Origin of the sequence: Caulobacter sp. Root343 (assembly GCF_001425745.1) — a bacterium.
In the GTDB taxonomy this organism is placed as follows: Bacteria; Pseudomonadota; Alphaproteobacteria; order Caulobacterales; family Caulobacteraceae; genus Caulobacter.
On record NZ_LMDF01000006.1, the window covers coordinates 20467 to 43724 of the forward strand.

At 68.6% G+C, this 23258-nt stretch carries 17 protein-coding genes; 8 read left to right on the forward strand and 9 right to left on the reverse strand.

Annotated features, from left to right (window positions below; all coding sequences use genetic code 11):
- Positions 1-37: 37 nt before the first annotated feature.
- Positions 38-1873 carry an alpha-L-fucosidase gene (locus tag ASC70_RS07875; protein ID WP_056048557.1) on the forward strand — a complete coding sequence of 612 codons (1836 nt, stop codon included), beginning with the start codon at positions 38-40 and terminating at the stop codon, positions 1871-1873.
- 63 nt (positions 1874-1936) lie between these two features.
- On the opposite strand, the gene lldD is transcribed toward ASC70_RS07875, so the two are convergent.
- A complete protein-coding gene (lldD, locus tag ASC70_RS07880) occupies positions 1937-3073 on the reverse strand; it encodes an FMN-dependent L-lactate dehydrogenase LldD (protein WP_056048560.1) in 1137 nt (378 codons plus the stop codon).
- A 103-nt stretch (positions 3074-3176) separates the two neighbouring features.
- Here lldD and ASC70_RS07885 point away from each other — a divergent pair, with 103 nt between their 5' ends.
- Genes ASC70_RS07885 through ASC70_RS07895 form a run of 3 tightly spaced genes read left to right on the forward strand, consistent with a single transcriptional unit; the run spans position 3177 to position 5869 of the window.
- Complete coding sequence (locus ASC70_RS07885; protein WP_056048563.1) at positions 3177-4241, forward strand: aldo/keto reductase; 1065 nt, start codon at positions 3177-3179, stop codon at positions 4239-4241.
- Between the two features lie 10 nt (positions 4242-4251).
- Positions 4252-5004 carry an SDR family oxidoreductase gene (locus ASC70_RS07890; RefSeq protein ID WP_056048566.1) on the forward strand — a complete coding sequence of 251 codons (753 nt, stop codon included), beginning with the start codon at positions 4252-4254 and terminating at the stop codon, positions 5002-5004.
- A gap of 25 nt (positions 5005-5029) precedes the next feature.
- Positions 5030-5869, forward strand: coding sequence for a fumarylacetoacetate hydrolase family protein (locus ASC70_RS07895; protein ID WP_056048569.1), 840 nt, complete (start codon positions 5030-5032; stop codon positions 5867-5869).
- Positions 5870-5887: 18 nt separating this feature from the next.
- On the opposite strand, the gene ASC70_RS07900 is transcribed toward ASC70_RS07895, so the two are convergent.
- Positions 5888-6664, reverse strand: coding sequence for a LytTR family DNA-binding domain-containing protein (locus ASC70_RS07900; RefSeq protein ID WP_056048573.1), 777 nt, complete (start codon positions 6662-6664; stop codon positions 5888-5890).
- Positions 6665-6768: 104 nt separating this feature from the next.
- On the opposite strand from ASC70_RS07900, the gene ASC70_RS07905 reads away from it, so the two are divergent.
- Positions 6769-7407 carry a DUF2306 domain-containing protein gene (locus ASC70_RS07905; protein WP_235519302.1) on the forward strand — a complete coding sequence of 213 codons (639 nt, stop codon included), beginning with the start codon at positions 6769-6771 and terminating at the stop codon, positions 7405-7407.
- Here the strand turns inward: ASC70_RS07905 and ASC70_RS07910 are convergent.
- Together ASC70_RS07910 and ASC70_RS07915 are read right to left on the reverse strand one after the other, a co-directional pair.
- Positions 7404-8192 carry an IclR family transcriptional regulator gene (locus ASC70_RS07910; protein WP_235519303.1) on the reverse strand — a complete coding sequence of 263 codons (789 nt, stop codon included), beginning with the start codon at positions 8190-8192 and terminating at the stop codon, positions 7404-7406. The genes ASC70_RS07905 and ASC70_RS07910 overlap by 4 nt on opposite strands.
- Positions 8193-8260: 68 nt before the next feature.
- Positions 8261-10159: an alpha-L-fucosidase gene (locus ASC70_RS07915; RefSeq protein WP_056048579.1), complete on the reverse strand. Its 1899-nt coding sequence runs from the start codon at positions 10157-10159 to the stop codon at positions 8261-8263.
- Positions 10160-10416: 257 nt separating this feature from the next.
- Between ASC70_RS07915 and ASC70_RS07920 the strand changes: the two genes are divergently transcribed.
- Both ASC70_RS07920 and ASC70_RS07925 read left to right on the forward strand, forming a co-directional pair.
- Positions 10417-13185, forward strand: a complete 2769-nt coding sequence (locus ASC70_RS07920) for a TonB-dependent receptor (RefSeq protein WP_056048582.1) — start codon at positions 10417-10419, stop codon at positions 13183-13185.
- Positions 13186-13402: 217 nt separating this feature from the next.
- Positions 13403-14716 (forward strand): L-fuconate dehydratase, encoded by a 1314-nt coding sequence (locus tag ASC70_RS07925; protein ID WP_056048587.1) that lies wholly within the window; start codon positions 13403-13405, stop codon positions 14714-14716.
- On the opposite strand, the gene ASC70_RS07930 is transcribed toward ASC70_RS07925, so the two are convergent.
- The 5 genes from ASC70_RS07930 to ASC70_RS07950 form a co-directional block, all read right to left on the reverse strand.
- Entirely contained in the window at positions 14707-15822 is a 1116-nt protein-coding gene (locus tag ASC70_RS07930) for a hypothetical protein (protein WP_056048590.1), read from the reverse strand. The two genes, ASC70_RS07925 and ASC70_RS07930, sit on opposite strands and share 10 nt — an antisense overlap.
- A gap of 87 nt (positions 15823-15909) precedes the next feature.
- Positions 15910-17136 (reverse strand): TetR/AcrR family transcriptional regulator, encoded by a 1227-nt coding sequence (locus ASC70_RS07935; RefSeq protein WP_047409935.1) that lies wholly within the window; start codon positions 17134-17136, stop codon positions 15910-15912.
- Between the two features lie 146 nt (positions 17137-17282).
- Positions 17283-18467 carry a hypothetical protein gene (locus ASC70_RS07940; protein ID WP_056048593.1) on the reverse strand — a complete coding sequence of 395 codons (1185 nt, stop codon included), beginning with the start codon at positions 18465-18467 and terminating at the stop codon, positions 17283-17285.
- A gap of 9 nt (positions 18468-18476) precedes the next feature.
- Complete coding sequence (locus ASC70_RS07945; RefSeq protein WP_056048597.1) at positions 18477-19865, reverse strand: MBOAT family protein; 1389 nt, start codon at positions 19863-19865, stop codon at positions 18477-18479.
- 99 nt (positions 19866-19964) lie between these two features.
- Positions 19965-21893 (reverse strand): ATP-binding protein, encoded by a 1929-nt coding sequence (locus tag ASC70_RS07950; protein ID WP_056048600.1) that lies wholly within the window; start codon positions 21891-21893, stop codon positions 19965-19967.
- Positions 21894-22027: 134 nt separating this feature from the next.
- Here ASC70_RS07950 and ASC70_RS07955 point away from each other — a divergent pair, with 134 nt between their 5' ends.
- On the forward strand, positions 22028-23254 hold the full coding sequence (locus ASC70_RS07955; RefSeq protein ID WP_056048602.1) for a serine hydrolase: 1227 nt from the start codon (positions 22028-22030) through the stop codon (positions 23252-23254).
- The last annotated feature ends 4 nt before the right edge of the window (positions 23255-23258 follow it).

Here is a 23258-nt window from a genome sequence, read left to right on the forward strand (position 1 = left end):
TGAAAGATCACGAATAAAACGATCGGGAGGAAGTGACATGCGGAAGCTGACGATGGGGGTGATGGCGCTGGCGCTAGCCTCGAGCGCGCCCGCCTGGGCCCAGGACTCGGTCGGCGCCCCGCCGGAACAGACCCACTTCAAGGTCTCGACCTACAAGCCCGCCGTCCACGACGCCGCGACGGCCAAAGCGCTGAAGCAGTTCAACCACGATCGCTATTCGATGTTCATCCACTGGGGGATCTACGCCCAGGCCGGCGGCGTCATTCGCGGCAAGCGCTATTACGGCGCGTCCGAATGGCTGATGAGCAACAGCAAGACGCCCAGCGCCGAATATCTGAAGCTGGCGGAAGACTTCAATCCGGTCGACTTCGACGCCCGCGCCTGGATGAAGACCATGAAGGCGGCCGGCTTCCGCTACATGGTGATCACCGCCAAGCACCACGACGGCTTCGCGATGTTCAAGTCGGCCGCTTCGCCGCACAATATCGTCGACGGCACCAAGTTCGGCCGCGACCCGCTGAAGGAACTGGCCGAGGCCGCCAAGGCCGAAGGCATCGGCCTGGGCTTCTACTACTCGCAGTACCAGGACTGGACCGAGCCGAACGGCGGCGGCAACACCTGGGAGTTCGACCCCAAGAAGGCCGACTTCGCCGAGTACTTCAACCGCAAGGTCGTGCCGCAGGTCACCGAGCTACTGACCAAGTACGGCCCGGTGCGCGAGATCTGGTTCGACACCCCCGGCCCGATGCCCGCGGAATATTCCAAGCGCCTGCGCGAGCTGGTCAAGAAACTGCAGCCTGAGTGCCTGCTGAACAGCCGCATCGGCAACGACCTGGGCGACTACACCTCGCCGTCGGACTCCGAGATCCCGCCGGCCAGCCTGGTGCAGGGCGGCGACTGGGAGTCGGTGTTCACCCACAACCGCAGCTGGGGCTATTCGGCGTTCGACAACGACTTCAAGTCGACCAACACCCTGATCCGTCTGCTCTCCACCTCGGCCAGCCGGGGCGGCAATTTCATGCTCAACATGGGCCCCGACGGCCGCGGCCGTTTCCCCGAGGGCGCGCAGAAGCGCCTGCTGGCGGTGGGCGCGTGGCTGAAGGTCAATGGCGACAGCATTTACGGCACGACCCGCTCGCCCCTGCCGCAGACCCCGTGGGGCGTGGCGACCCAGAAGGGGACCAAGCTGTACCTGCACGTGCTGGATCGCCCGGCCGACGGCGTGGTCCGCGTGCCTGGCCTGAGCGAGCCGGTCACCAAGGTCAGCCTGCTGGCCGGCGGCGCGGCCCTGCGCTTCAAGCAGGCGGCGCCTGGAACTGAAGGCGGCCTGTCGGTCGACCTGCCGGCCGGCGCACCGCCCACCGACGACCTGGTCGTCGTGGTTGAGACGAAGACGCCGGTGGCCGCGCGCCGCGACCAGGGCATCGTGCTCTCGCCGGCCTATGGCCGCCAGCCGCTGGACGTCGCCGACGCGATCCTGAGCCCCGGCGTCACGCTGGACGCGATCAAGACCCAGCTGTCGGTCGACGACACCCGCAAGTTCTACACCCCGGTCGGGCTGGATCCGTCCAAGTCGATCGCCTGGACGGTGCAGGTCGAGCGGGCCGGCGACTACCACATCGACCTGCAGTACTCGGCGACCAAGGAACAGGCCGGCCGCGAAGGCGTGATCGAACTGGGCGACCAGAAGCGCAGCTTCGGCGTCGTCGAGACCGGGACGATCGAGCGTCGCAAGCCGGCCTTCCTGGCGTTCCAGCCGGTCGGCATCCTGCACTTCGACAAGCCGGGCCGCTACCAGGTGACCCTGCGCCCGCAGACCGCCGGCCAGGAGCTGTTCACCCTGCGCACCCTGTACCTCACCCCCGCCAACTAAGCCTTACCCAAGGGCGGGGTATCTGGCCGGACGGCGCTTTGAGGGCGCCGCCCGGCCTTCTTTTTAGCGGGAGTCCAGCACCCGCCCATCCACCTCTCGCGCCGCCCTGACGCCAGCCAGGGCCAGGGTGGTGCGCATCTCGGCGGTCATCATGTCGAGCAGCCGCCCGACCCCCGGACCGCCGGCGGCGGCCAGGGCGTAGACCCAGGCCCGGCCCAACAGCACGCCCTTGGCGCCCAGGGCCAGCATCCGCACCACGTCCATGCCCGACCGGATCCCGGAATCGGCCAGGACCGTCAGGTCGCCGCCGACGGCCTGGGCGATGCTGGGCAGGGCGCGGGCGGTGGACAGGGCGCCGTCCAACTGGCGGCCGCCGTGGTTCGACACCACCAGGCCGTCGGCCCCCAGGCGCACGGCGTCGCGGGCGTCGTCGGGGTCCAGCACGCCCTTGATGATCAGCGGACCGTCCCAGGCCTCGCGGATCCATTCCAGGTCGCGCCACTGGATCGACGGATCGAAATTGGCGCCCAGCCAGCCCATGAAGTCCTCGAGGCCGCTGGCCTCGCCCAGCACCGGGGCGACATTGCCCAGCAGGTGAGGGCGGCCGCGCACCCCGACGTCCCAGGCCCAGTCCGGCTTGCCGCAGATCTGGGCGTAGCGCCGGAAGGCGGCCAGGGGGCCCGACAGGCCGCTATGGGCGTCGCGCCGCCGGGCGCCGGGCACAGGCATGTCGACGGTGAACACCAGGGCGCCGGCGCCCTCCGCCTTGGCCCGAGCGATCAGGTCGCGCATGAAGCCCCGGTCGCGGATGACATAAAGCTGGAACCAGATCGGGGCCGGGCTGGCGGCCGCCACTTCGTCCAGGGCGCAGACCGAGACGGTCGACAGGCAGAAGGGCAGGCCGCGCTCGGCCGCCGCCCGCGCCGCCTGGACCTCGCCGCGTCGCGCGTACATTCCGCTCAGCCCCACGGGTCCCAGGATGATCGGCGCGGCCAGGGTCTGGCCGAACAGCGCGGTGGTCAGATCGACGCCGCTGACGTCCTTCAGCACCCGTTGGCGCAGGGCCAGCCCGGCCAGGTCGCCGACATTGCCGCGCAAAGTCCGTTCGTCCCCCGCGCCGCCATCGATATAGTCGAACAGGAAGCGCGGCAGCCGCTTGCGGGCGGCGCGCCTGAAGTCCTCGGTCGAGGTGGCGATCATCGGGGTCTCCAGGGATTCGTCGGCTTGTATTTCTTATATGAATGTGTATTTCACATTTGGCGAAAACACTATGCGTAGCCTAAGCGGAGGGGACAAACCCGGCATGATCTCGGAAGCCCAGTCCTCCCTCGCCCAGCGCCCTTTGCCCAAGCGGGCGATCCGTCGCACCGGCCTTTCGCTCAGCGTGCTGGGCCTGGGCGCGGCGTCGGTCGGCAATCTCTATCATCCGGTCAGCGACGACGACGCGCGCGCCACCCTGGCGGCGGCGCTGGACGCGGGCCTGACCTATGTCGACACCGCGCCCCGCTACGGCCACGGGCTCAGCGAGCGCCGGGTCGGCGACGTGGCGCGCGGCCGCGACGACGTGGTGCTGTCGACCAAGGTTGGCCGCCTGCTCACCCCAGACCCGCGCCTGAAGGGTGACGCCGAGCGCTACGGCTTCCGCTCGCCCCTGCCGTTCGAGCAGGTCTACGACTACAGCCACGACGGCATCCTGCGCTCGTACGAGGACAGCCTGCAGCGGCTGGGCCTGGCCCGGATCGACATCCTGTACGTCCACGACATCGGCCCGATGACCCATGGCGACGACGACGCGCGGACCTTCGCCCAGCTGACGGCCGGCGGCGGCTTCCGGGCGCTGGAGCGGCTGCGCGACAGCGGCGCGATCGACAGCTTCGGCCTGGGCGTCAACGAGTGGCAGGTGTGCCTGCGGGCCATGGAGCATGTCGATCTCGACGTGGTCCTGCTGGCCGGGCGCTACACCCTGCTGGAGCAGACGGCGCTGGAAAGCTTCCTGCCGACCGCCCTGGCGCGCCAGCTGTCGGTGGTGATCGGCGGGGCCTACAATTCCGGGATCCTGGCGACGGGGGTCAAGGGCGCGGGGCCGCACTATTACGACTACGGCGAGGCGCCGGCCCAGATCGTCGAGCGGGTCCGCCGCCTGGAGGCGCTGAGCGACCGCCACGGGATCCCGCTGGCCGCCGCCGCCCTGCAATTCTGCCTGGCCCATCCGGCCGTGGTCAGCGTCATTCCGGGCCTCGGCTCGGTCGCGCGGGTGCGCCAGACCCTCGCGCTGTACGGCGCCGCCATCCCCGCCGCGTTCTGGCGCGAACTGCGGGCGGAAAACCTCGTCGATCCGCAAGCGCCGCTGCCCGGCGAAGACCTCTAGGACCCTACCGATGAACGACACACGACAAGCAGCGGCCGGACGGCTGGCCGGCAAGACCGCGCTGATCACGGCGGCGGGACAGGGCATCGGCCGCGCCACGGCCGAGGCCTTCCTGCGCGAAGGGGCGGCGGTCATCGCCACCGACCTCAACATCGACGCCGTGGCGACGATCGACGGCGCGACGCCGCGGGCGCTGGACGTCACCAACCTCGAGGCGGTCCGCGCTATCGCCGCCGAGTTCCCGCAGGTCGACGTGCTCTACAACTGCGCCGGCTTCGTCCACGCCGGCACGATCCTGGACTGCGACGAGGACGCCTGGGCGTTCTCCAACAGCCTGAACGTCACGGCCCAATACCGGATGATCCGCGCCATCCTGCCGGGCATGATCGCCAAGGGCGGCGGCTCGATCATCAACATGTCGTCGATCGCCTCGTCGATCAAAGGTGTGCCCAATCGCTTCGCCTACTGCGCCACCAAGGCCGCGGTCATCGGCCTGACCAAGGCGGTGGCCGCCGACTTCGTCGCCCAGGGCGTTCGCTGCAACGCCATCTGCCCCGGCACGGTCGAGACTCCGTCCTTGCTGCAGCGCCTGCGCGACACCGGCGACTTCGAGGGCGCCTATCGCGACTTCACGGCCCGCCAGGCCATGGGCCGTTTCGGCCGCCCGTCCGAGCTGGCCGCCCTGGCGGTCTATCTGGCGTCGGACGAGTCCGCCTTCACCACCGGCCAGACGCACGTTGTCGACGGCGGCTGGGTGATGTGATCCTCACGACCTTCGGAGACCTTCGATGAAGCTGCTGCGCTTTGGACCCCCCGGCCAGGAACGGCCGGGGCTGCTGGACGCCGCCGGCGTGATCCGCGACCTGGGCGCGGTGATCGGCGACCTGGATCCCTCCACCCTGACCCTTGACGGCCTCGCCGCCCTGCGGGCTTTGGACCCGGCGAGCCTGCCCGCCGCGCCGGCCGACGCGCGCCTGGGGCCCTGCGTGGCCAAGCCAGGCAAGTTCGTCTGCATCGGCCTGAACTACGCCGACCACGCCGCCGAGTCGGGCTTGCCGATCCCCGAAGAGCCGGTCGTGTTCATGAAGGCCACCAGCGCGCTGTCGGGCCCCAACGACCCGATCATCAAGCCGCGCGGCTCGACCCAGCTGGACTGGGAGGTCGAGCTGGCCTTCGTGGTCGGCGCGCACGTCTCGTACGCCTCGGAGGAAGAGGCCGCCCGGGCGATCGCCGGCTATTGCGTCTGCAACGACGTCTCCGAGCGCGCCTTCCAGATGCAGTCGTCGCAATGGGACAAGGGCAAGGGCTGCGACAGCTTCGGCCCGCTCGGCCCCTGGCTGGTGACGCCGGACGAGATCCCGGACGCGCACGACCTGTCGATGTGGCTGGAGGTCAACGGCAAACGGTTCCAGGACGGTTCGACCAAGACCATGATCTTCCGCCCGGCCTTCGTGCTGTCCTACCTCAGCCGCTTCATGAGCCTGCAGCCCGGCGACGTGGTCACCACCGGCACCCCGCCGGGCGTGGGCCTCGGCCAGAAGCCGCAGGTCTGGCTGAACGTCGGCGATCGCGTGGCGCTGGGCATCCAGGGGCTGGGCGAGCAGCGACAGGTGGTGGTGGGGGCTTAAGGCGGCGAGAAGGCGCGCCTAGAACCAACCGGCCGCCTTCAGCGTCGGCGCATGGGTCCGGCTCACCGGCGCGACAAGGCCGCCGGCGAGGCGCATCTCGCCCGCGCCTCGCCGCCAGCGCACGGCCTCCACCGCGTCGGCCGCCACCCACCATGAGCGGTGAACGCGCCAGCCGTGGGCGCGCGCCAGCTCGTCCAGCGCATCGGCGAAGCGCAGGGTGATCAACTCCTCGCCGGCGTCGGTGTGGACTTTCAGGTAGTGGTCGTGCGCCTCGACCGCGATCAGCCGCGCCCCGCGCCGTTTTGCCGAAAGCCTTCGCCGGAAGTTGGCCTCGACCTCGGGCAGCGGCGGGGCGATGACCGTCAGCGTCTCGACCCGCACGGGCGAGCGCCGCCAGGCCAGAGCCCGGACCACCATCACCGCCAGGGAGATGGGCCACACTTGCCAGAGCAGCCGCTGGTAGCCCGTCCAGTCGAACGGGCCGCCCATCAGGAGGTGCTCGGTGGTCAACACCAGCAGCGACACCGGCGGCGTCATCAGCACCGAGACCACGGCCGCCCGCCGCCAGATCGCGGCGATGCGTCGGCGCAGCAGGCCGTCCGTCAGGACGCCGATCAGCCCACCGCCGACCATGCAGATCATCCAGTAGACATAGCGCCCCACGACAGGCGCGCGCTCCGAGGCGAACGGACTCAAGAAGCCCATGAGCAGACCGATGGCGACCAGGATCGCGAGGTCGATCGCCCACCGCCGCGCGATCGCCGCCCCGCCTGGTCCGCTCGCCTCGCCGTCCATGTCGTCCCCGTTCGCGCAACCCTGGCGCCGCTCGCGAAGCAAGGCCTAGCGAGCCGCCGCCCGATCGGCAACGGCGTTCGGTGAAACGACGACGAGGACTTCGCTTGACCGCCTCCATCCCCACGCTCCCGACCAAGGCCACGTCCTGGCCCGTTCGCATCGCCTGGATGCTCGCGGCCTTCCTCTGCCTGGCCATCGCCGGCTATTCGGCGCGTTATCTGCTGCATCCGCCGCGGACGAGCGCGGACGCGCTGTCAAATCCGTTCGGCGTGCCGTGGCTCTTCATCCACGTGGCAGGCGCGGTGACCGCGTTGGTGCTGGGCTCGCTGCAGTTTCTGCCCGCCCTCCGTCGGGGGGCTGGCCCGCCGCACCGCTGGATCGGTCGGACCTATGTCGTGGGGTGCCTGGTCGGCGGGACGGCGGGCCTGATCCTCGCGCCCGGCTCTTCCGCGGGCCCGATCGCCTCGGCGGGCTTCGGCGGCCTGGCCGTGATCTGGATCGCCGTGAACCTCTTGGGCTGGCGCGCGGCCGTGCAAGGCCGTTTCGTCGAGCACCGTCGCTGGATGATCCGCTCGTGGGCGCTGACCCTGGCCGCCGTCACGCTGCGGCTCTACCTGCCGCTGGTCATGGCCTTGGACCTGCCGTTCCTGCCCTGGTACCGCGCCATCTCGTTCCTGGCCTGGGTCCCGAACCTGGTCGCGGCCGAGCTTTGGCTGCGAGCCAGGACGCCCAGCGGCCTCTAGACCCGCACGTCCGACGAGGCCAGTTCCGCCGAGATGCGGCGGGCGGCTTCGCGGACCAGCTGCAGGGCGTGGCCTTGCTCGACCTTCAGCGGGACCTTGCGGACGAACGGCATGGTCAGGGCGGCGGCGGCGATCTCGCCGCGCAGCACCGGGGCGGCCAGGTCGACGATGCCCGGGACGATGTCGCTGGAGTGCTCGTCATAGCCGTTGGCCTGGGCGCGATCGGCGCGGGCGCGGAAGGCGGCCAGCTTGTCGGCCGAGGGGCGGGGTTCGAACGCCTCCTCCCAGCGCAGCCGCGTGGCCGGGGTCTGGAAGGCGTAAAGCACCGTGCCCGAGCCGGTCAGGATCAAGGGCTGGCGATAGCCGATGCGGACCGAGAAGCCGATCAGGCTGGCCGACTCCATCCGCGCGGCCACGACGATGTCGCCGTCGGCGCGCAGGGCCAGGTGGCAGCTCTGTTCGGCGTCCTCGGCCAGCTCGCGCATGACCGGCAGGGCCACTTCCAGGATCGACTTGACCGGCGCCTGCTGCATGCCCAGGGCGAACAGCCGCGCGGTCGGCAGGTAGCCGTTGCCGACCTGCTCGATGAAGCCGCGGTACTCCAGCACCTGGATCATCCGGAACAGCTCGCCGGTCGAGCGGTCCAGCGCCTGGGTGATCATGCCGATCGACATCGGCTCGTTGGCCTTCGAGATCAGCTCCAGGATGTCCAGGCCCTTCTCGAGCGCCGGCGCGCGGTAGCGCTGTTCCTCGCTATCCGTCGCCGTCTTGCTGGATGCGCCCACTGTCCGCCCCTCTAATTTCATAGGCGAAAAGATAGCCGATGATCGAGGGCGGACGGAAGTGGTCTTGATCAGGGCTCCAATCTTAGGTCGAAGACGTGCACCGGCTTGTCGGCGCCCTCCAGGGTCAGCGACAGGTCGGCCAGGTCGCCGGCGGTCAAAGGCAGCAGGCCCAGGTCGACCTCGCGCAGGTCCTTCTCACCGTTGGTAGCGACCAAGGGCGCGGTCAGGGTCGTGGCGCCGTAGCGCACGACGGCGCGGCCCGGCGGGGTCTTGTCAGGCGTGCTGTAGCGCAGGCGGACCCGGACCGGCGCGGCCTGGGTCGCGCGCACCGACCAGACCAGGCGATTGCCCGGCCGCTCCAGCCCATCGACATAGAACCGCGCGGTCTTGCCGTCGCCATAGCTGAAGCCGTCTCCCTCGGCCTTGGCGTCGAAGGCCAGCAGCTGGTTGGAGCCGTAACGCGTTTCGAGCAGGCGTCCGGCCTCCCCGCGAACCGGGCCGTCGGTCTCGACGACGATGACGCTGTCGGCGGCGTCGGGGGCCTGAGCGGGCAGGGTGAGGTCGTAGTCGGCGCCCCCGACATGGCGCACCGCCACAGGCGCCTTGGTGGCCAGCACATAGGCGCGCTTGGGCGGGCTCAGCAGGCCGCCGACACGCAGGCTCCCGTCCTTTGGCCAATCGAACACGTGCAGGTACAGCCGGTCGCCCTTGACCGTGCTGTCGCCCCAGGCCTGGCGGTCCAGCGGCGTGCGGGTCGTGCCGCGGATGCTCTCGCCGTTGACGCTCATCCAGCGGCCGACCCCGGCCAAGATCGTCGCGTCAGGCGCGTCGATGACGCCGTCGCCGCGCGGCCCGACATTCAGCAGGATGTTGCCGCCCTTGGCCGAGGCCTTGGCGATCAGCCGGACGAAGTGCTCGACGCTCTTATGGCTGTGGTCGAGGGCGTTGTAGCCGTAGGACTCGTTGGTGGTCGGGATCGCCTCCCAGTCGCCGGCCGTGGGCCGCAGCTCGGCGGGGCGGTCGGCGGTGTCCAGATAGTCGCCCAGGTTCAGGTCCTTGGACCGCGCGGCGCGGCCGTTGATCACCACGTTCGGATCGGCCTTGCGCACCGCCTCGACGATCCGGGCCTGCTGGAAGAACGGCAGCTTGCCGGGGGTGTCGAACCACAGGATGTCGGGGTGGTAGCGGCTGATCAGCTCGTTCAGCTGCGGGATGACCTTGCGGTCGATATAGCGGTCGGTGTTGGTCAGGAACTGCGGATAGGTGTTCCACCAGTCGGCGCCGCCGTGCAGCTTCTTGTCGCCGGCGGGATTGTCGTAGTCCCAGTCGTTGCCCGGCGCGTCGGGGTCTTCCCAGTCGAACGCGTGCGAATAGTAGAAGCCGACCTTCAGTCCGTCGGCGCGGGCGGCTGTGACGAGCTCGGCCAGCGGGTCGCGCTTGAAGCCGGACACCTGGGCGATGTTGTAGTCGCTGGCCTTCGAAGGCCATAGGGCGAAGCCGTCGTGGTGCTTGGCGGTCAGGATGACATAGCCGGCCCCTGCCTCTTTCATCATCCGGGTCCAGGCGCGGGCGTCGTAGGCGTCGGGCCTGAACTTGGCGGCGACCTCGTCCTTGTAGGTCTGCCGGGGAATGCGGGCCACGCGCATGATGTGCTCGGAATAGCCGGGATTGGGCTGGCCCTTCCACTGGCCGCCCAGCACCGAATAGGCCCCCCAGTGGACGAAGATCCCGAACCGCGCCTGCCGGAACCAGGCCAGGCGCTGGTCACGGGTCGGGCCAGCGTCGCGCCACCAGCCGTTCAGCGCCCGGTCGGCCGCCTCGGCGTCGCGCGCCGCCGGCGCGCCGATGCCGGTCGGCTCGTTGGCCTCGGTCCCGCGACGCTGCTGGGCGGTGGGGCCATCGGCTTGGGCCATGGCCAGGGTCGGGGCGGCCAGCAGGCTGATGGCCAGGATCCGAAGGCTCTTCATCGGGCGAGTCCTGAAAGGGAGGAGGGCGGTCCGGCCCTGGTCGAGCCGAGCGCCACGCCGCTCAAACTGACGGTCATCGTCCCGTCCGCGCAACTAGAATTTTATAAGTGGAGTACAATTTCATCCAAATGGGCTGGAAAGGTAGCGCTACCACCAAGTTTATATAGATTCCCGACAGATGATCGATTGACAACATTTCAAATGTGAACAAAAAAATCAGATACAAAAACGATTACGAAAAAGGGGAGGATCGATCGATGTCGCACAAGAAAGGCCTGCTGGCCGGCGGAGCGTCTCTGCTGGCCTTGGCTCTGATTCCGAGCTTCGGATACGCGCAGGCCGCCGCGCCGGCTCCGGTGACGCCGGCCCAAGACGCCGCCACGGTGGACGAGGTGATTGTCACCGGCTTCCGCCAGAGCCTGGCGCAGGCGGCCACCATCAAGCGCACCGCCTCGGTGATCAGCGACGTCATCTCGGCCGAGGACATCGGCAAATTCCCCGACCAGAACCTGGCCGACTCGCTGCAGCGCATCACTGGCGTGCAGATCACCCGCACCAACGGCGAGGGCTCCAAGATCAGCGTCCGCGGCCTCAGCCCGGACTTCACCCAGACGCTCTATAACGGACGCGTGCTGACCACGCCGAGCGGTGGTCGCAGCTTCGAGTTTTCCACCCTGGCCTCCGACTTCGTCAGCGCCGTCGAGGTCTACAAGACCCCGACCGCCGACCAGCTGAGCGGCGGCCTGGCCGCGACGGTCAATATCAACACCGCCAAGCCGCTGGATCTCGGCCGCGATCGCATCGCGATGAGCGCCGAGGGCCTGTACGAGGTGAAGTCGAAGAAGGTCCGGCCGCAGTTGGCCGTGCTGGTCAACCACCTGTTCTCCGACAAGTTCGGGGTCAATGTCGGCGTCAACTACCAGCGCCGCGAATTCCGGTCCGACACCTTCCGGGGCTTCGGCTTCGAGAACGGCGTCGAGGCGACCCGCACGCCCAAGCTCGACTACAATCGCGACGGCGACTTCAGCGACACCATCCGCTTCAACCACGAGGCGGGCACGCGGATCATCCTGGGCAAGACCAAGCGCGTCACCGCGATCGGCGGCTTCCAGTTCGAGCCGACCGACAACATCGAGATCTACGGCGACGTGCTCTATTCGAAGTACGAGACCAAGCTGACCCAGCCGATCAACACGCTGCGGTTCACCAGCATCATCTGCCCGACCGCCCAGCAGGGCGTGGCGCCGGGCGGCTGCATCCGCGACAGCGCATTCGACGCCGCGGGGCACGCCATCTATCTCGACGCCGACGGCGTGGACTATCGCAACACCAACACCGTCTCCAACACCTACAACACGCTGAAATCGGGCGCGACGGGCTTCAAGCTCGAGTTCGGCCGGCTGAAGGTGAACGGCGAGGGCTCGTACTCGAAGGCCGAGCAGCTGTTCGACAGCTGGGTGCCGACCGTGCTGGGCCGCGCCAGCGCCTCGTACGACTTCCGCCAGGACCCGTCGAACCTGCCGCAGATCAGCTTCAACCGCGGCTACAACCCGCTGGATCCGACCAACTTCAGGGGCATCGGCCTGTCGGGCGACTACCACCGGCCGATCGACGACCGCAACTGGGACACCAAGCTGGACCTGACCTTCGACGCCGGCCAGGGCTTCCTGCGCAGCATCAAGGGCGGGGCGCGCTATTCGGACCGCAAGCAGGTGTTCGGCACCAACCAGATCAAGGTCACCGCCGCGCAGCTGGCGGGCCTGCTGGGCCTGCCGGTCGTCAACTCGGTCGACGGGCCGTCGTTCGACGCGTCCAGCCTGATGCGGCGCTATACGTTCGACCACTTCCTCAACAGCTATGACGGCCCGGTCAAATATCCGAACACCTTCCTGTCGGCCGACGCCGACCTGCTGTTCGCCAAGGCCCCGCTGGACGCCATCCTCAAGGTCGCGCCGCCGGTTCGCGCCTTGGCCAACGAGTATGGCGTTGGTGAAAAGGAAGCCTCGGCCTATCTGCGCGCCGACTTCTCGACCTCCGACGACGCCCTGACCGGCAATGTCGGCCTGCGCTACGTCCATACCGACCAGGAGTCGTCGGGCTACGCGCCGGACCTGACCCAGATCCGCTTCTCGCTGGGCTCGTCGACCACGACCCTGCCCAGCGTCACGCCCGTGCTGATCAAGCGGAAGTATCACGACTGGCTGCCCAGTCTGAACCTGCGCTACCAGCTGAGCGACGACATCGTCGTGCGCGCCGCCGCCGCCCGGGTGATGTCGCGGCCGACCCTGTCGACCCTGTCGCCCTCGACGACGGTCAACGCCAACACCAGCTTCATCACCATCAACAACCCGATGGTCGACCCCTATCGCGCCAAGCAGCTGGACGTGTCGGTCGAGTACTATTTCGGCCACGGCGGCCTGCTCAGCGCCGCGCTGTTCTACAAGGACGTCCAGAACTTCGTCGTCTCGACCAGCCGCAGCGAGAACATCAACGTCATCCTGACCGAGACCGGGGCGACCGTGCCGCGCAGCTTCACCATCTCGCAGCCCGACAACGGCGCGGGCGGCAAGCTGAAGGGCGCCGAGCTGGGCTTGCAGGCGCCGCTGACCTTCCTGCCGGGGCCGTTCGACGACTTCGGGGTGATCGCCAACTTCACCTATATCAGCGCCGACGACGTCGCTACGGTGCAGGGCGGGCCGGCCCTGGCCCTGCCGGGCGTCTCGAAATACAGCTACAATCTGGTCGGCTACTACGAGAACGGCCGTCTGAGCGCGCGCCTGGCCTATAACTTCCGCAGTAAGTTCGTGAACGCCACCGCCTCGACCTTCGGCGACGGCAGCTACGCCCACTCGTACGGGCAGGTGGATTTCTCGGCCGGCTACGACCTGACCAAGAGCATCAGCCTGACGCTGGATGGCCAGAACCTGACCGACAGCGCCCGCATCGACCAGAACGTCTACGGCTATGCCCGCGGCTACGAGAACGTCGGCCGTCGGTTTACGGCCGGGGTGCGCGCCAAGTTCTAGCCTCCTCCGGCTTGGCGCCTGCGCATGGGGCCGGAGGCCTTCCCCTCCGGCCCCACCTTTTGTGCACAAGTGAAATGTAACTTCAAATATGCTTGCCTCGGCGCGAGGTGCGTGCGAGTTAGCGCTACCTTTTTTCGGGGATCACGCCCCCTTGGCCAGCCCCCTTGGAGAGTAAGATCTTGACCTGCGTCCCCTTCCAGAAGCGAGATCCCCGCTGATGACCCGGATCACTGGCTTGCGGACGATCGACGTAAGGTTCCCCACCAGCCGCTCGCTGGACGGATCGGACGCGATGAATCCCGATCCCGACTATTCGGCCGCCTATGTCGTGCTCGAGACCGACACGCCCGGCCTGCAGGGCCACGGCCTGACCTTCACCATCGGGCGCGGCAACGAGCTGTGCGTGGCGGCCATCGAGGTCATGCGCCACCTGGTGGTCGGGCTGGAGCTGGACCGGGTCAAGGAAGACCCCGCCGGCTTCTGGCGGCGGCTGACCGGCGACAGCCAGCTGCGCTGGGTAGGCCCCGACAAGGGCGTCATGCACCTGGCGACCGGCGCGGTGGTCAACGCCGTCTGGGACCTGTGGGCCCGCGCCGAGGGCAAGCCGGTCTGGGCCCTGGTGGCCGACATGTCGCCCGCCGAACTGGTCCGGGCCATCGACTTCCGCTACCTGACCGACTGCATCACCCCGGACGAGGCCCTGGCCCTGCTGGAGGCCCGCGCCGAGGGCAAGGCCCAGCGGCGCGAGACGCTGCTGGCCGAGGGCTATCCTTGCTACACCACCTCGGCCGGCTGGCTGGGCTATGACGACGCCAAGCTGCGCCGCCTGGCCCAGGAGGCCGTCGACGCGGGCTTCCGCCACATCAAGCTGAAGGTCGGCGCCGACCTGGAGGACGACATCCGCCGCGTCCGCGTGGCGCGCGAGGTGCTGGGTCCCGACCGCACCCTGATGATCGACGCCAACCAGGTCTGGGACGTCGACCAGGCGATCGACTGGGTCAACGCCCTGGCCTTCGCCAAGCCCTGGTTCATCGAGGAGCCGACCAGCCCCGACGACGTCTACGGCCACGCCAAGATCCGGGCCGGCATCGGCGAGGTCAAGGTGGCGACGGGCGAGATGTGCCAGAACCGCATCCTGTTCAAGCAGTTCATCATGAACCAGGCGATCGACGTCGTGCAGATCGACGCCTGCCGCCTGGGCGGGGTCAACGAAGTGCTGGCCGTGCTGCTGATGGCCGCCAAGTACGAGCTGCCGGTCTGCCCGCACGCGGGCGGCGTCGGCCTGTGCGAATACGTCCAGCACCTGTCGATGATCGACTATCTGTGCTTCGCCGGCACGCACGAGGGCCGGGTGATCGAATATGTCGATCACCTGCACGAGCACTTCGTCGAGCCCTGCGTGATCCGCGACGCGGCCTATATGCCGCCGCTGGCCCCGGGCTTCTCGATCGAGATGAAGGCCGCCTCGCTGGCCCAGTACGAGCACGCGCCGAAGGCGGCGACCGAACCGGCCCGGCTGGCCTACAGGTAGTCGAGCAGGCTGGGCGGCCCGGCCAGCGAGCCGTCGGCGTTGAACATTTCGGCGAGCTTGTCGCGCGAGGCCTGCAGCGCGACCATCTTGTCATAGACCGCCGGGGTCCAGCCGGCGGCTTCGCGCTCCTCGGCGGTCATGCCGGCATAGCGGGTGATCATCGCCTTGCCGAAGCCGCCCTCGTCGTCGTCGGTCGATTGAAAGCTGGCCTTGATCGCGGTGCTGTCACGAGACCGGATCTCGGCCTTGGCCTGGCTGATCTCGTGGGCCGAAAACTGCTCGTCCTTGTTCAGGGCGATGGCCGACAGCGAACGGTCGTCGAAGCGGCGGAAGTCGATCTCGCCGCTGTCGGGGTCCTTGGCCGCCTCGGGCGCGAAGGCCAGAGAATACTGCTTGTCCAGGGCCGTGCGGACATCGCTCGCCACCTTGCCGAAGTCGCGGGTCTTGGCTCCGGCCACGGCGCTGCCGGTCTCGGTCATGTAGGCCGCGACGGTGTCATCCTCGATACCAGCGGGCGCTAGACCCGGGCGGGCGATGGCCTGCTTGCGGCCTTCGACCAGGGCGTCGTGCTCCTGGCTCCAGGCGGCGGAGGCCTTCTCCTCGGGACCGGCGGCCTCGGACTGGTCGAGAGCGGCCTGGTAGAGGCTGGCATAGTCGCCGGTCAGCCGCGCCTGGGCGGCGGGGCCGGCCAAGGCCGCGTCGTGCTGGCTCTTCAGGGCCAGGGCCGCCACGACCTGCTGGTCCAGCGGGAACTGGCCACCCTTGTTGCTGGCCACCGCGTGGAGGGTCCGGCGGTCGAGGCCGGAGAGGTCGATGGTCGCGTCGCCGTCCTTGAGCGCGCTGGACGCCTTGGCCGCCTTCAGTTGCGCGCCGATCTGGGCGCGGGCCTCGGCGACGACGGTCTCGATCGTGCGGGAGTCGGTCTGGGCCTTCAGCGCCGCCTGCGCGGCGGCCGACAGGGTGACGTTAACCGCCGGGGTGTTGATCGTCGGGCTCTGGTCGCGCGGCTGGCCGTAGCCGGTCGCCTGGTTGGCGCGCTGCGTCGCCGTCTGCCCGGCGGTCAGGCCGGGGGCGTAGGTCGACGAATACGGGTTGATCGTCGTCATGACGCGGGGAACTCAAGCGAATCAGACGCTTGAAGATACCAGCGGTCGGCGGGGCGGGGCCAGCCTATGGTTAATAGGTCGCAACCTTTACCCCAAAACCCCCGTCAGCAGCGGCCGGGCGAACAGCTCGGCCGCCTCGTCGCGCTCGAGCCCCGGCACCCAGGCGCCCAGCGACGCCGCCGCGTTCAGCATCGAGTTGATCATGTGGGCGGCGATGCTGGGGTCGATCGGGCGGATCGAGCCGTCGGCGATCCCGTCCGAGATGATCGAGGCGAAGCGCTGCCAGCCGCGCGCGTAGCCATCGGCCATGTCGTGGCGCAGGGTGTCGGGCAGGGCCCCCATCGACGAGGCCCGCAGCAGCGGCCCGTGCTCGGACAGCTGGTAGCTGGCCAAGCCCGCGGCGGTCGAGGCCAACTGCGTCCAGCTGTCGGCGGCGAGGCCGCGAGCGTCCAGCTGCGAGCGGCGGGTGACGGTGAAGGTGCGCTCGAAGCACTCGGCGACCAAGGCGTCCTTGTCCTCGTGGTGGTGGTAGAACGAGCCCTTGGTCACGTTCAGCGCCGCCGAGATGTCCTCGACCGAGGCCCCGCGATAGCCCCGCTGGTTGATCAGGCGAGTGGCGGCGACCAGGAAGGTCTCGCGCCACTCCAGCCCCTCGGGCGACAGCGGAGTCGGGTCGGGCAGGGGCAGGGGCGACCAGGTCCGGCCGCCGGCGGGCAGGCCGTTCAGCAGGATGTCGCCAAGCCGGTCGCGCACTCGGCCATAGTCCTCGATGTCATAGCGGCGCAGCCAGGTGCCCGACCAGAACACCTGCTCCATCAGCAGATGCGTGCGAGCGTTGCGCTGGCGCTTGTCCAAGTGGGCCAGGGACGGGTCGTCGAAGAAGCTCCGCACCCGGCGGAACAGATCGTTGAAGGCGCCGACGACGGAACCGCGCAGGGGCTCCTTCAGGGCCTTGATCTCGGTGAAGCTGGTCAGCGGCGTGGCCTCGCCCAGGCGGACGCGGCGGTTCAGGTCGAGATAGAGGTCCAGGAACTTCAGGATCCGGGCGGCGGGACCGGCCTCGGCGGCGGCCTCCTCGACCATGGCCTCGAAGCGCTCCAGGCCGCGCATGAAGCAGGCGGCGGCCAAGTCGTCCTTCTTGCGGTAGTAGTAGGTGACGCTGGTGGTGTTCAGCCCGACCTTGGCGGCGACGTCGGCCAGGGTCATGCCGCGCACGCCCTGGCGGTTCAGGATCGCCGTGGCCGCGGCCAGGATCGTTTCCTTCTTGCGGGCGTAGCGCGCCGTCGCCGCCCCCGCGATCCGACCGTCATCCATCGCAATTCCATCCCCAAGTCCCGTCGCCTATCGGCGGTTGCGCCAGTAACTGGACTATCGAGACCAATTTAGGCGCGGGGAGAGCCAATTAAAGGGCGGCTCCCTCCGTCGAGAGACAATATGCGGGCCTGTAGCGACAGGGGATGTCAGGATTGTTTCAGCGCGCCCCGGTTCAAGGCGCGTTCGCGAGCCATCTCGGCCTCGACCAGGTCCAGGAACTTCCGACCGACCGCGCCGCCGGTCTGGCTCTCGACCTGTTCCAACACCACCACGTCGGCGGCCATCAGATCCCGCAGCACGATGTCGGGCGTGGCGGTCAGCGGATAGGCCACGCCGTCACGATATTCCACCGGCGCCAGGGTCAGGTAGCCGTAGTTGCGCGCCCGGCCGACCACCTTGGCCTGGCTCAGGAACAGGGCCAGCGGATCGAAGAAGCTGTCATTGACCGCGGTCATGGTCAGCCTGCCCGGTCCGAGGGGACGGGCAGTCACCGCCGGGGCCTTCCAGCCCTTGGGCGGATGGCGCAGGTTCAGAAGGCTGGAAAGGTCACGATCCAGGCCCGACTCGTCGGACGCCTCGGCGAGGTCCCAGGCCAGCGGTGGCGTCGGAAGACCCTGACGATTCAGCTCGGTGTTGAAGGCCTGGGCGGCCAAGGCCACGCCCAGTTGGTTCCAATGGATGCCGTTGCGGGGGAAGAACTCGTAGCCGAGCTTGCCCCGCTGGGTCTCCAGCGTGGCGCGGCCGTCCACCCAGTGGATCCCCGCCATGGCCAGGGCCTGGCGGGCGACAGGATAGACGCTGTCGCGCCTCGGCGGCGCGCACGGATAGCTGGGCGGTATTTTGTCGAGGAACCAGGTCGTCTTGATCGGGGCCAGGACATAGACGAACCGCTGGCCGCGCGCCTCGAACCAATCCTGAGCGCGGCGCAGGCGTTGAGCGTAGGCGGGCATGGCCGCGAGATCGACCTTCAACCGCAGGCCGCAGTGGGCCTCGACATAGCTCTCCTCGAACAGCGCGCCCTTCCGGCCTCGGATGATCGAGCCCGAGGCCATCGAGGACGTGCCGAAGGTGTCCCATTGCCATTGATTGTAGGCCCGCACGACCTTGGGACGCAGCGGCAGGGCGGCGGCGGCGCGGGCTTCGGCGGCCGTCTGGTATTCGCCGGTCCACAGTGTCTTCAGCGTCAGCGGGGCCTTGTCCGGCGGAAGCTGCATGCCGACGAGGCTGGTGTCGGCCGGGCGCGGGCGCAGGGCCGCGGCGCCGCTCACGCCGAGGCCAGCCAGCACGGCCAGGGCCAGGATCCGAGGTGTCCAGGTGAGAAGGGTCTTCATCGCCGCGCCCTAGAACCGGAAATAAAGGAACGGGTTGAACGTCGTCGTCAGGGCCTTGGCTATGGCCAGGACGCCCAGGGCGACGATGATCAGCGACGCGGCGGCGCGGGCGGAGGGGATCGTCGCCGCCTTTTCGGTCAAGCTCCGGACCTGGGGTGTGGCGGCGATCAGGGCGCCTAGCAGGCCGATGGCCATGGCGGCGGCCTCGTGGCTGCGCACGGCCAGGAACTGACCCTCGAGGCCGGGTCGCGCCATGGCCGACAGCACGTCGCCCAGTTGGGTCAGGCCATGGCTGCGGAAGATCGCCCAGCCGATCGCCACCAGCGCCAGGACGCCGGCGACACGCAGAGGCGAGGGCAGCCTCTCGGTCCACTTCAACCAGCTCTGGCGGTCCAGCACCATGAAGGTCCCGTGCCAGACGCCCCACAGCACGAAGGTCCAGGCCGCGCCGTGCCAGAGGCCCGAGAGCAGGAAGCAGAGCCACAGGTTCAGGTAGGTTCGCGCCGGCCCCCGCCGATTGCCGCCCAGCGGGATGTAGAGATAGCTGCGGATCCAGGTGGTCAGCGAGATGTGCCAGCGCTTCCAGAACTCGGTGAAGCTCACCGCGCCGTACGGATGGGAGAAGTTCTCGCGCAGCCGGAAGCCGAAGATCCGCGCCAGACCCAGCGCCATGTCGGAATAGCCGGCGAAGTCGAAATAGATCTGGACCGTGAAGGCCAGCACCCCGATCCAGGCGCCGGCGAATCCCATCGGGGCGTTGGCCGGATCGAAGGCGCGGTCGGCGACCTGGCCGCAGACGTCGGCGATCAGCACCTTCCGGGCCAGGCCCCACAGGAAGCGCAGGCCGCCCCAGGCGCGGTCGTCCCAGTCGACGCGGCGCTCGCGCAGGGCGTCGTCGATCTCGTGATACTTGATGATCGGCCCGGCCAGGACCTTGGGAAAGAAGAACACGAACAGCAGGTAGTCGCGCAACGACCTCGCCCGCTGGCTCTCGCCCCGTCGCAGATCCACCAGATAGGTGATCTTCTCGAAGACGATGAACGACACCCCCAGCGGCAGGGCCAGCTTGAGGTGCGGCAGCGGCCCTGTCAGCGGCTGGACCGTGTCGAGCGCGAAGTCGGCGTACTTGTAGACAAACAGCAGCAGGATGTTGGCGGCCACCCCCAGGGCCAGCCAGCGTCCGCCCTCGGGGCCAGGTGTGGTCACGCGGGGGGCCACGACGTAGTCCAGCAGCGCCGAGGCCAGCACCACGAAGACCGCGACCGGCTCGCCCCAGGCGTAGAACAACAGGCTGGCGACCAGCAGTGCGGCGTTCTTCAGGCCCTTGGGCGCGGCGAAATACAGCAGCAGCGCCGGCGGCAGGACGAAGAACAGGAACAGCGGTGACGAAAAGAGCATGGTCCCCCTGGGGCGCTGTCGCGGGCGCGCGCCCGAACTCAACCTCGGGCGGAGGGTTAACCGCGCGACCGCGCTTTGAACAGGGGCAGGGCGTTCGTCCTAAGACGCCTTTCGAGTTCCCGGCCGTTCGCTGGTCAGCGCCGTGGCGATGGCCTGGGCCAGGGCCGTGGGAGAGAGCGGCTTGGCGATGGCCCCGTCCATGCCGGCTGCCAGGTAGGCGGCCTGCTGGTGGGCCATGGCGTTGGCGGTCATGGCCAGGATCGGGACGGCGCCGGCCGGACCCTTGAAGGCGCGGATGCGGTGGGTGGCTTCGACCCCGTCCATGCCGGGCATCTGGATGTCCATCAGGATCAGGTCGAAGCCCGCGCGCGCCGCCGCCACGCCCTGGACACCGTCCTCGGCGGTGGTGATGTGCGCGCCCAAGGCTTCCAGCATGCGGCCAGCGATCAGGCGGTTGGTGGCGTTGTCCTCGACCAGCAGCACCCGAAGACCGGCGAACAGCGCGGTGTCGGCCTCATCGGCGTGGGCCTCCGGCTCGACGCAGGCGTCGGCCTCGATCTCGAGCCAGAAGGTCGAGCCCCGGTCCAGCTTGCTCTCGAAGCCGACCTCGCCGCCCATCAGCTCGGCCAGGCGCCGGCAGATGGCCAGGCCCAGGCCCGAGCCGCCGAACCGGCGTGTCGTCGAGCCGTCGCCCTGGCGGAAGCGCTCGAACAGCTGCTTGCCGGCCTCCTCGCCGATGCCGACGCCGGTGTCGTCGATCTCGAACCGCAGCCTGACGCGATCACCGTCGCGCCGGCCAGAGAGCCGCGCGACCACGCCGCCCTCCAGGGTGAACTTGACGGCGTTGCCCAGCAGGTTGAACAGGGCCTGGCGCAGCCGCAGCGGATCGGTGGCGGCCCAACCCAGGTCCGGTGACGCCTCGACGCGCAGGTACAGGCCCTTGGCCTCAGCCTGAGGACGCAGCATGTCGACGACGCCGCGCATCAACTCGACCGGGTCGACCGGCTCGGGCATCAGCTCCAGCTTGCCGGCCTCGATCTTCGAGAAGTCGATGATGTCGTTCAGCAGCTCCGACAGCATCTCGCCGCACCCCAGGGCTTCGTTCAGCAGGCGGCGGCCGTCGTCGGTCAGGTTCTCGTTCTTCAGCAGGTGCAGGACGCCCAGCACCCCGTTCATCGGCGTGCGGATCTCGTGGCTCATATTGGCCAGGAACTGGCTCTTGGCCTCGGCCGCGCCCAAGGCTGCGTCACGGGCCGCGACCAGCTCGGTGACGTCCTGGCTGATGCCGATCACGTCCCAGGCGTCGGGGCTGGAGCCGCGCACGCCGCGCCAGGCCGCGTGCATGTGGCTCCAGGCGTCGGTTGCCGGGTCGAGATAGCGATAATCGATCATCGCGTGCTCGCCGGTGCGCAGGGTGTGGCAGAAGGCCTCCCACACTCGCGCGCGGTCCTCGGCGTGGACCGACATGGTCATCTCGGACATGGTCATGGTCCGCACCCCGCCCTGCGGCGCGCTGGGGGTGGGGATGTCCTGGTCGAAGACGTAGACGCCCTTGCGCGGATTGAACCGCCAGACATAAACCCCGGCCGCGCTGCGCAGCAGCTCGTTGGAGCGTTCGGCCTGCTGGCGAGCGATCTCGCGGGTGCGATCCTCGCTGAAGTCCTGGAAGACGATCAGCAGGCCGTCGTCTCCGTCGGTTCCGGGGAGCACCTTGGTCTGGGAGCGCACCCACAGCCAGCCGCCGCCCTTGCGGGCCAGCCGATGCTGCGAGCGCGCCTGGCCGACGCTGCGCAGCGAATCGGAGATCGCGTGGATCACGTCGGTGTCGTGCAGGTGGAAGAAGTCGCGGATCGGGCGGCCCAGGGTGTCCTCGGGCGTCCAGCCGGTGAGGTCGGTCCAGGCTGGATTGACCCGGATGATCACGTCGTTCCGCAACAGGACGAACATGTCGAGGCTGCTCTGGAAGAACCAGTCGGCGGCGGCGGCTTCGATTCTGGAGGCAGCCTCGGAATCCAAGTGCTTGCCCATCCCGTCTCCCTCGTTTTCAATCGATATGCGCAGGATCGGGTAAAGTTTACGTTGCGGCAAAAAGCCTCGGCGGGGATTTCGATCCCTGGGTATGCAAGCACGGCCGCAAAAGGTCGCAAGGGGAGGTCAGGACTTTGAGCACGCCGGAAGCCGTCGGACTGTCGAGCGATCGACTGAAGCGCATCGAGAGCTTCATCAAGGCCAAGTATATCGACACCGGAAAACTGCCCTGCGCGCTCACCCAAGTCTGGCGGCGCGGCCAGCTGGCCTACACGTCCGTGCTCGGCAGCGCCGATGTCGAGCGGGGCAAGCCGCTGGCGGCCGACAGCCTGTTCCGCATCTATTCGATGACCAAGCCGATCACCAGCGTGGCCTTCATGATGCTGGTCGAGGACGGGCTCGTGGCCCTCGACGATCCGGTCCATCGCTTCGTCCCGGCCTGGCGCGATCTTGGCGTGTTCGCCGGCGGCGTGGCCGGGGCGTTCCAGACCAAGCGCGCGGCCGAGCCGATGCGGGTCCTCGATCTGCTGCGCCACACCTCGGGTCTCACCTACGGCTTCCAGCAGCGCACCAATGTCGACGCCGCCTATCGCAAGCTGAAGCTGGATGGGGTCGACAGCGAGGGCGGGTTGCGAGGCTTCGTCGACAGCCTGGGAACCGTGCCGCTGGAGTTCTCGCCGGGCGAGGCCTGGAACTATTCGGTGTCGACCGACGTGCTGGGCTATCTGGTCGAGCTCATTTCGGGGATGCCGTTCGACGTCTTCCTGAAGACCCGGATCTTCGACCCTCTGAAGATGGTCGACACCGGCTTCTTCGTTCCTGAGGACCAGCGCGAGCGCTTCACCGCCTGCTACGCCCTGACCCCGTCGGGCAAGGTGGTGCTGCAGGACGATCCCGAGAAGAGCCACTTTCTGACGGATCCCTCGGTGAAGTCCGGCGGTGGCGGCCTGGTCTCGACGGCCGACGACTACATGCGCTTCTGCCGGATGCTGCTGAACGGCGGTGAGCTGGACGGCGCGCGGCTGCTCAGCCCCAAGACCATCAAGCTGATGACCATGAACCACCTGCCCGGCGGCAAAGAGCTGGTGCAGTCGTCCCGCTCGCTGTTCAGCGAGGCGGTGTTCGAGGGCCTGGGCTTCGGCCTCGGCTTCGCCATGACCATCGACCAGGCCCGGACCAAGAATCTGGGCTCGCTGGGCGAATACTTCTGGGGCGGCATGGCCTCGACGGCGTTCTGGGTCGATCCGGTCGAGGACCTGGCCGTGGTGTTCCTGACCCAGCTGATGCCATCGAGTTCGTACCCGATCCGGCGCGAGCTGCGGACGCTGGTCTATTCGAGCTTCACGGAGGCGGCGGGGTAGGGAG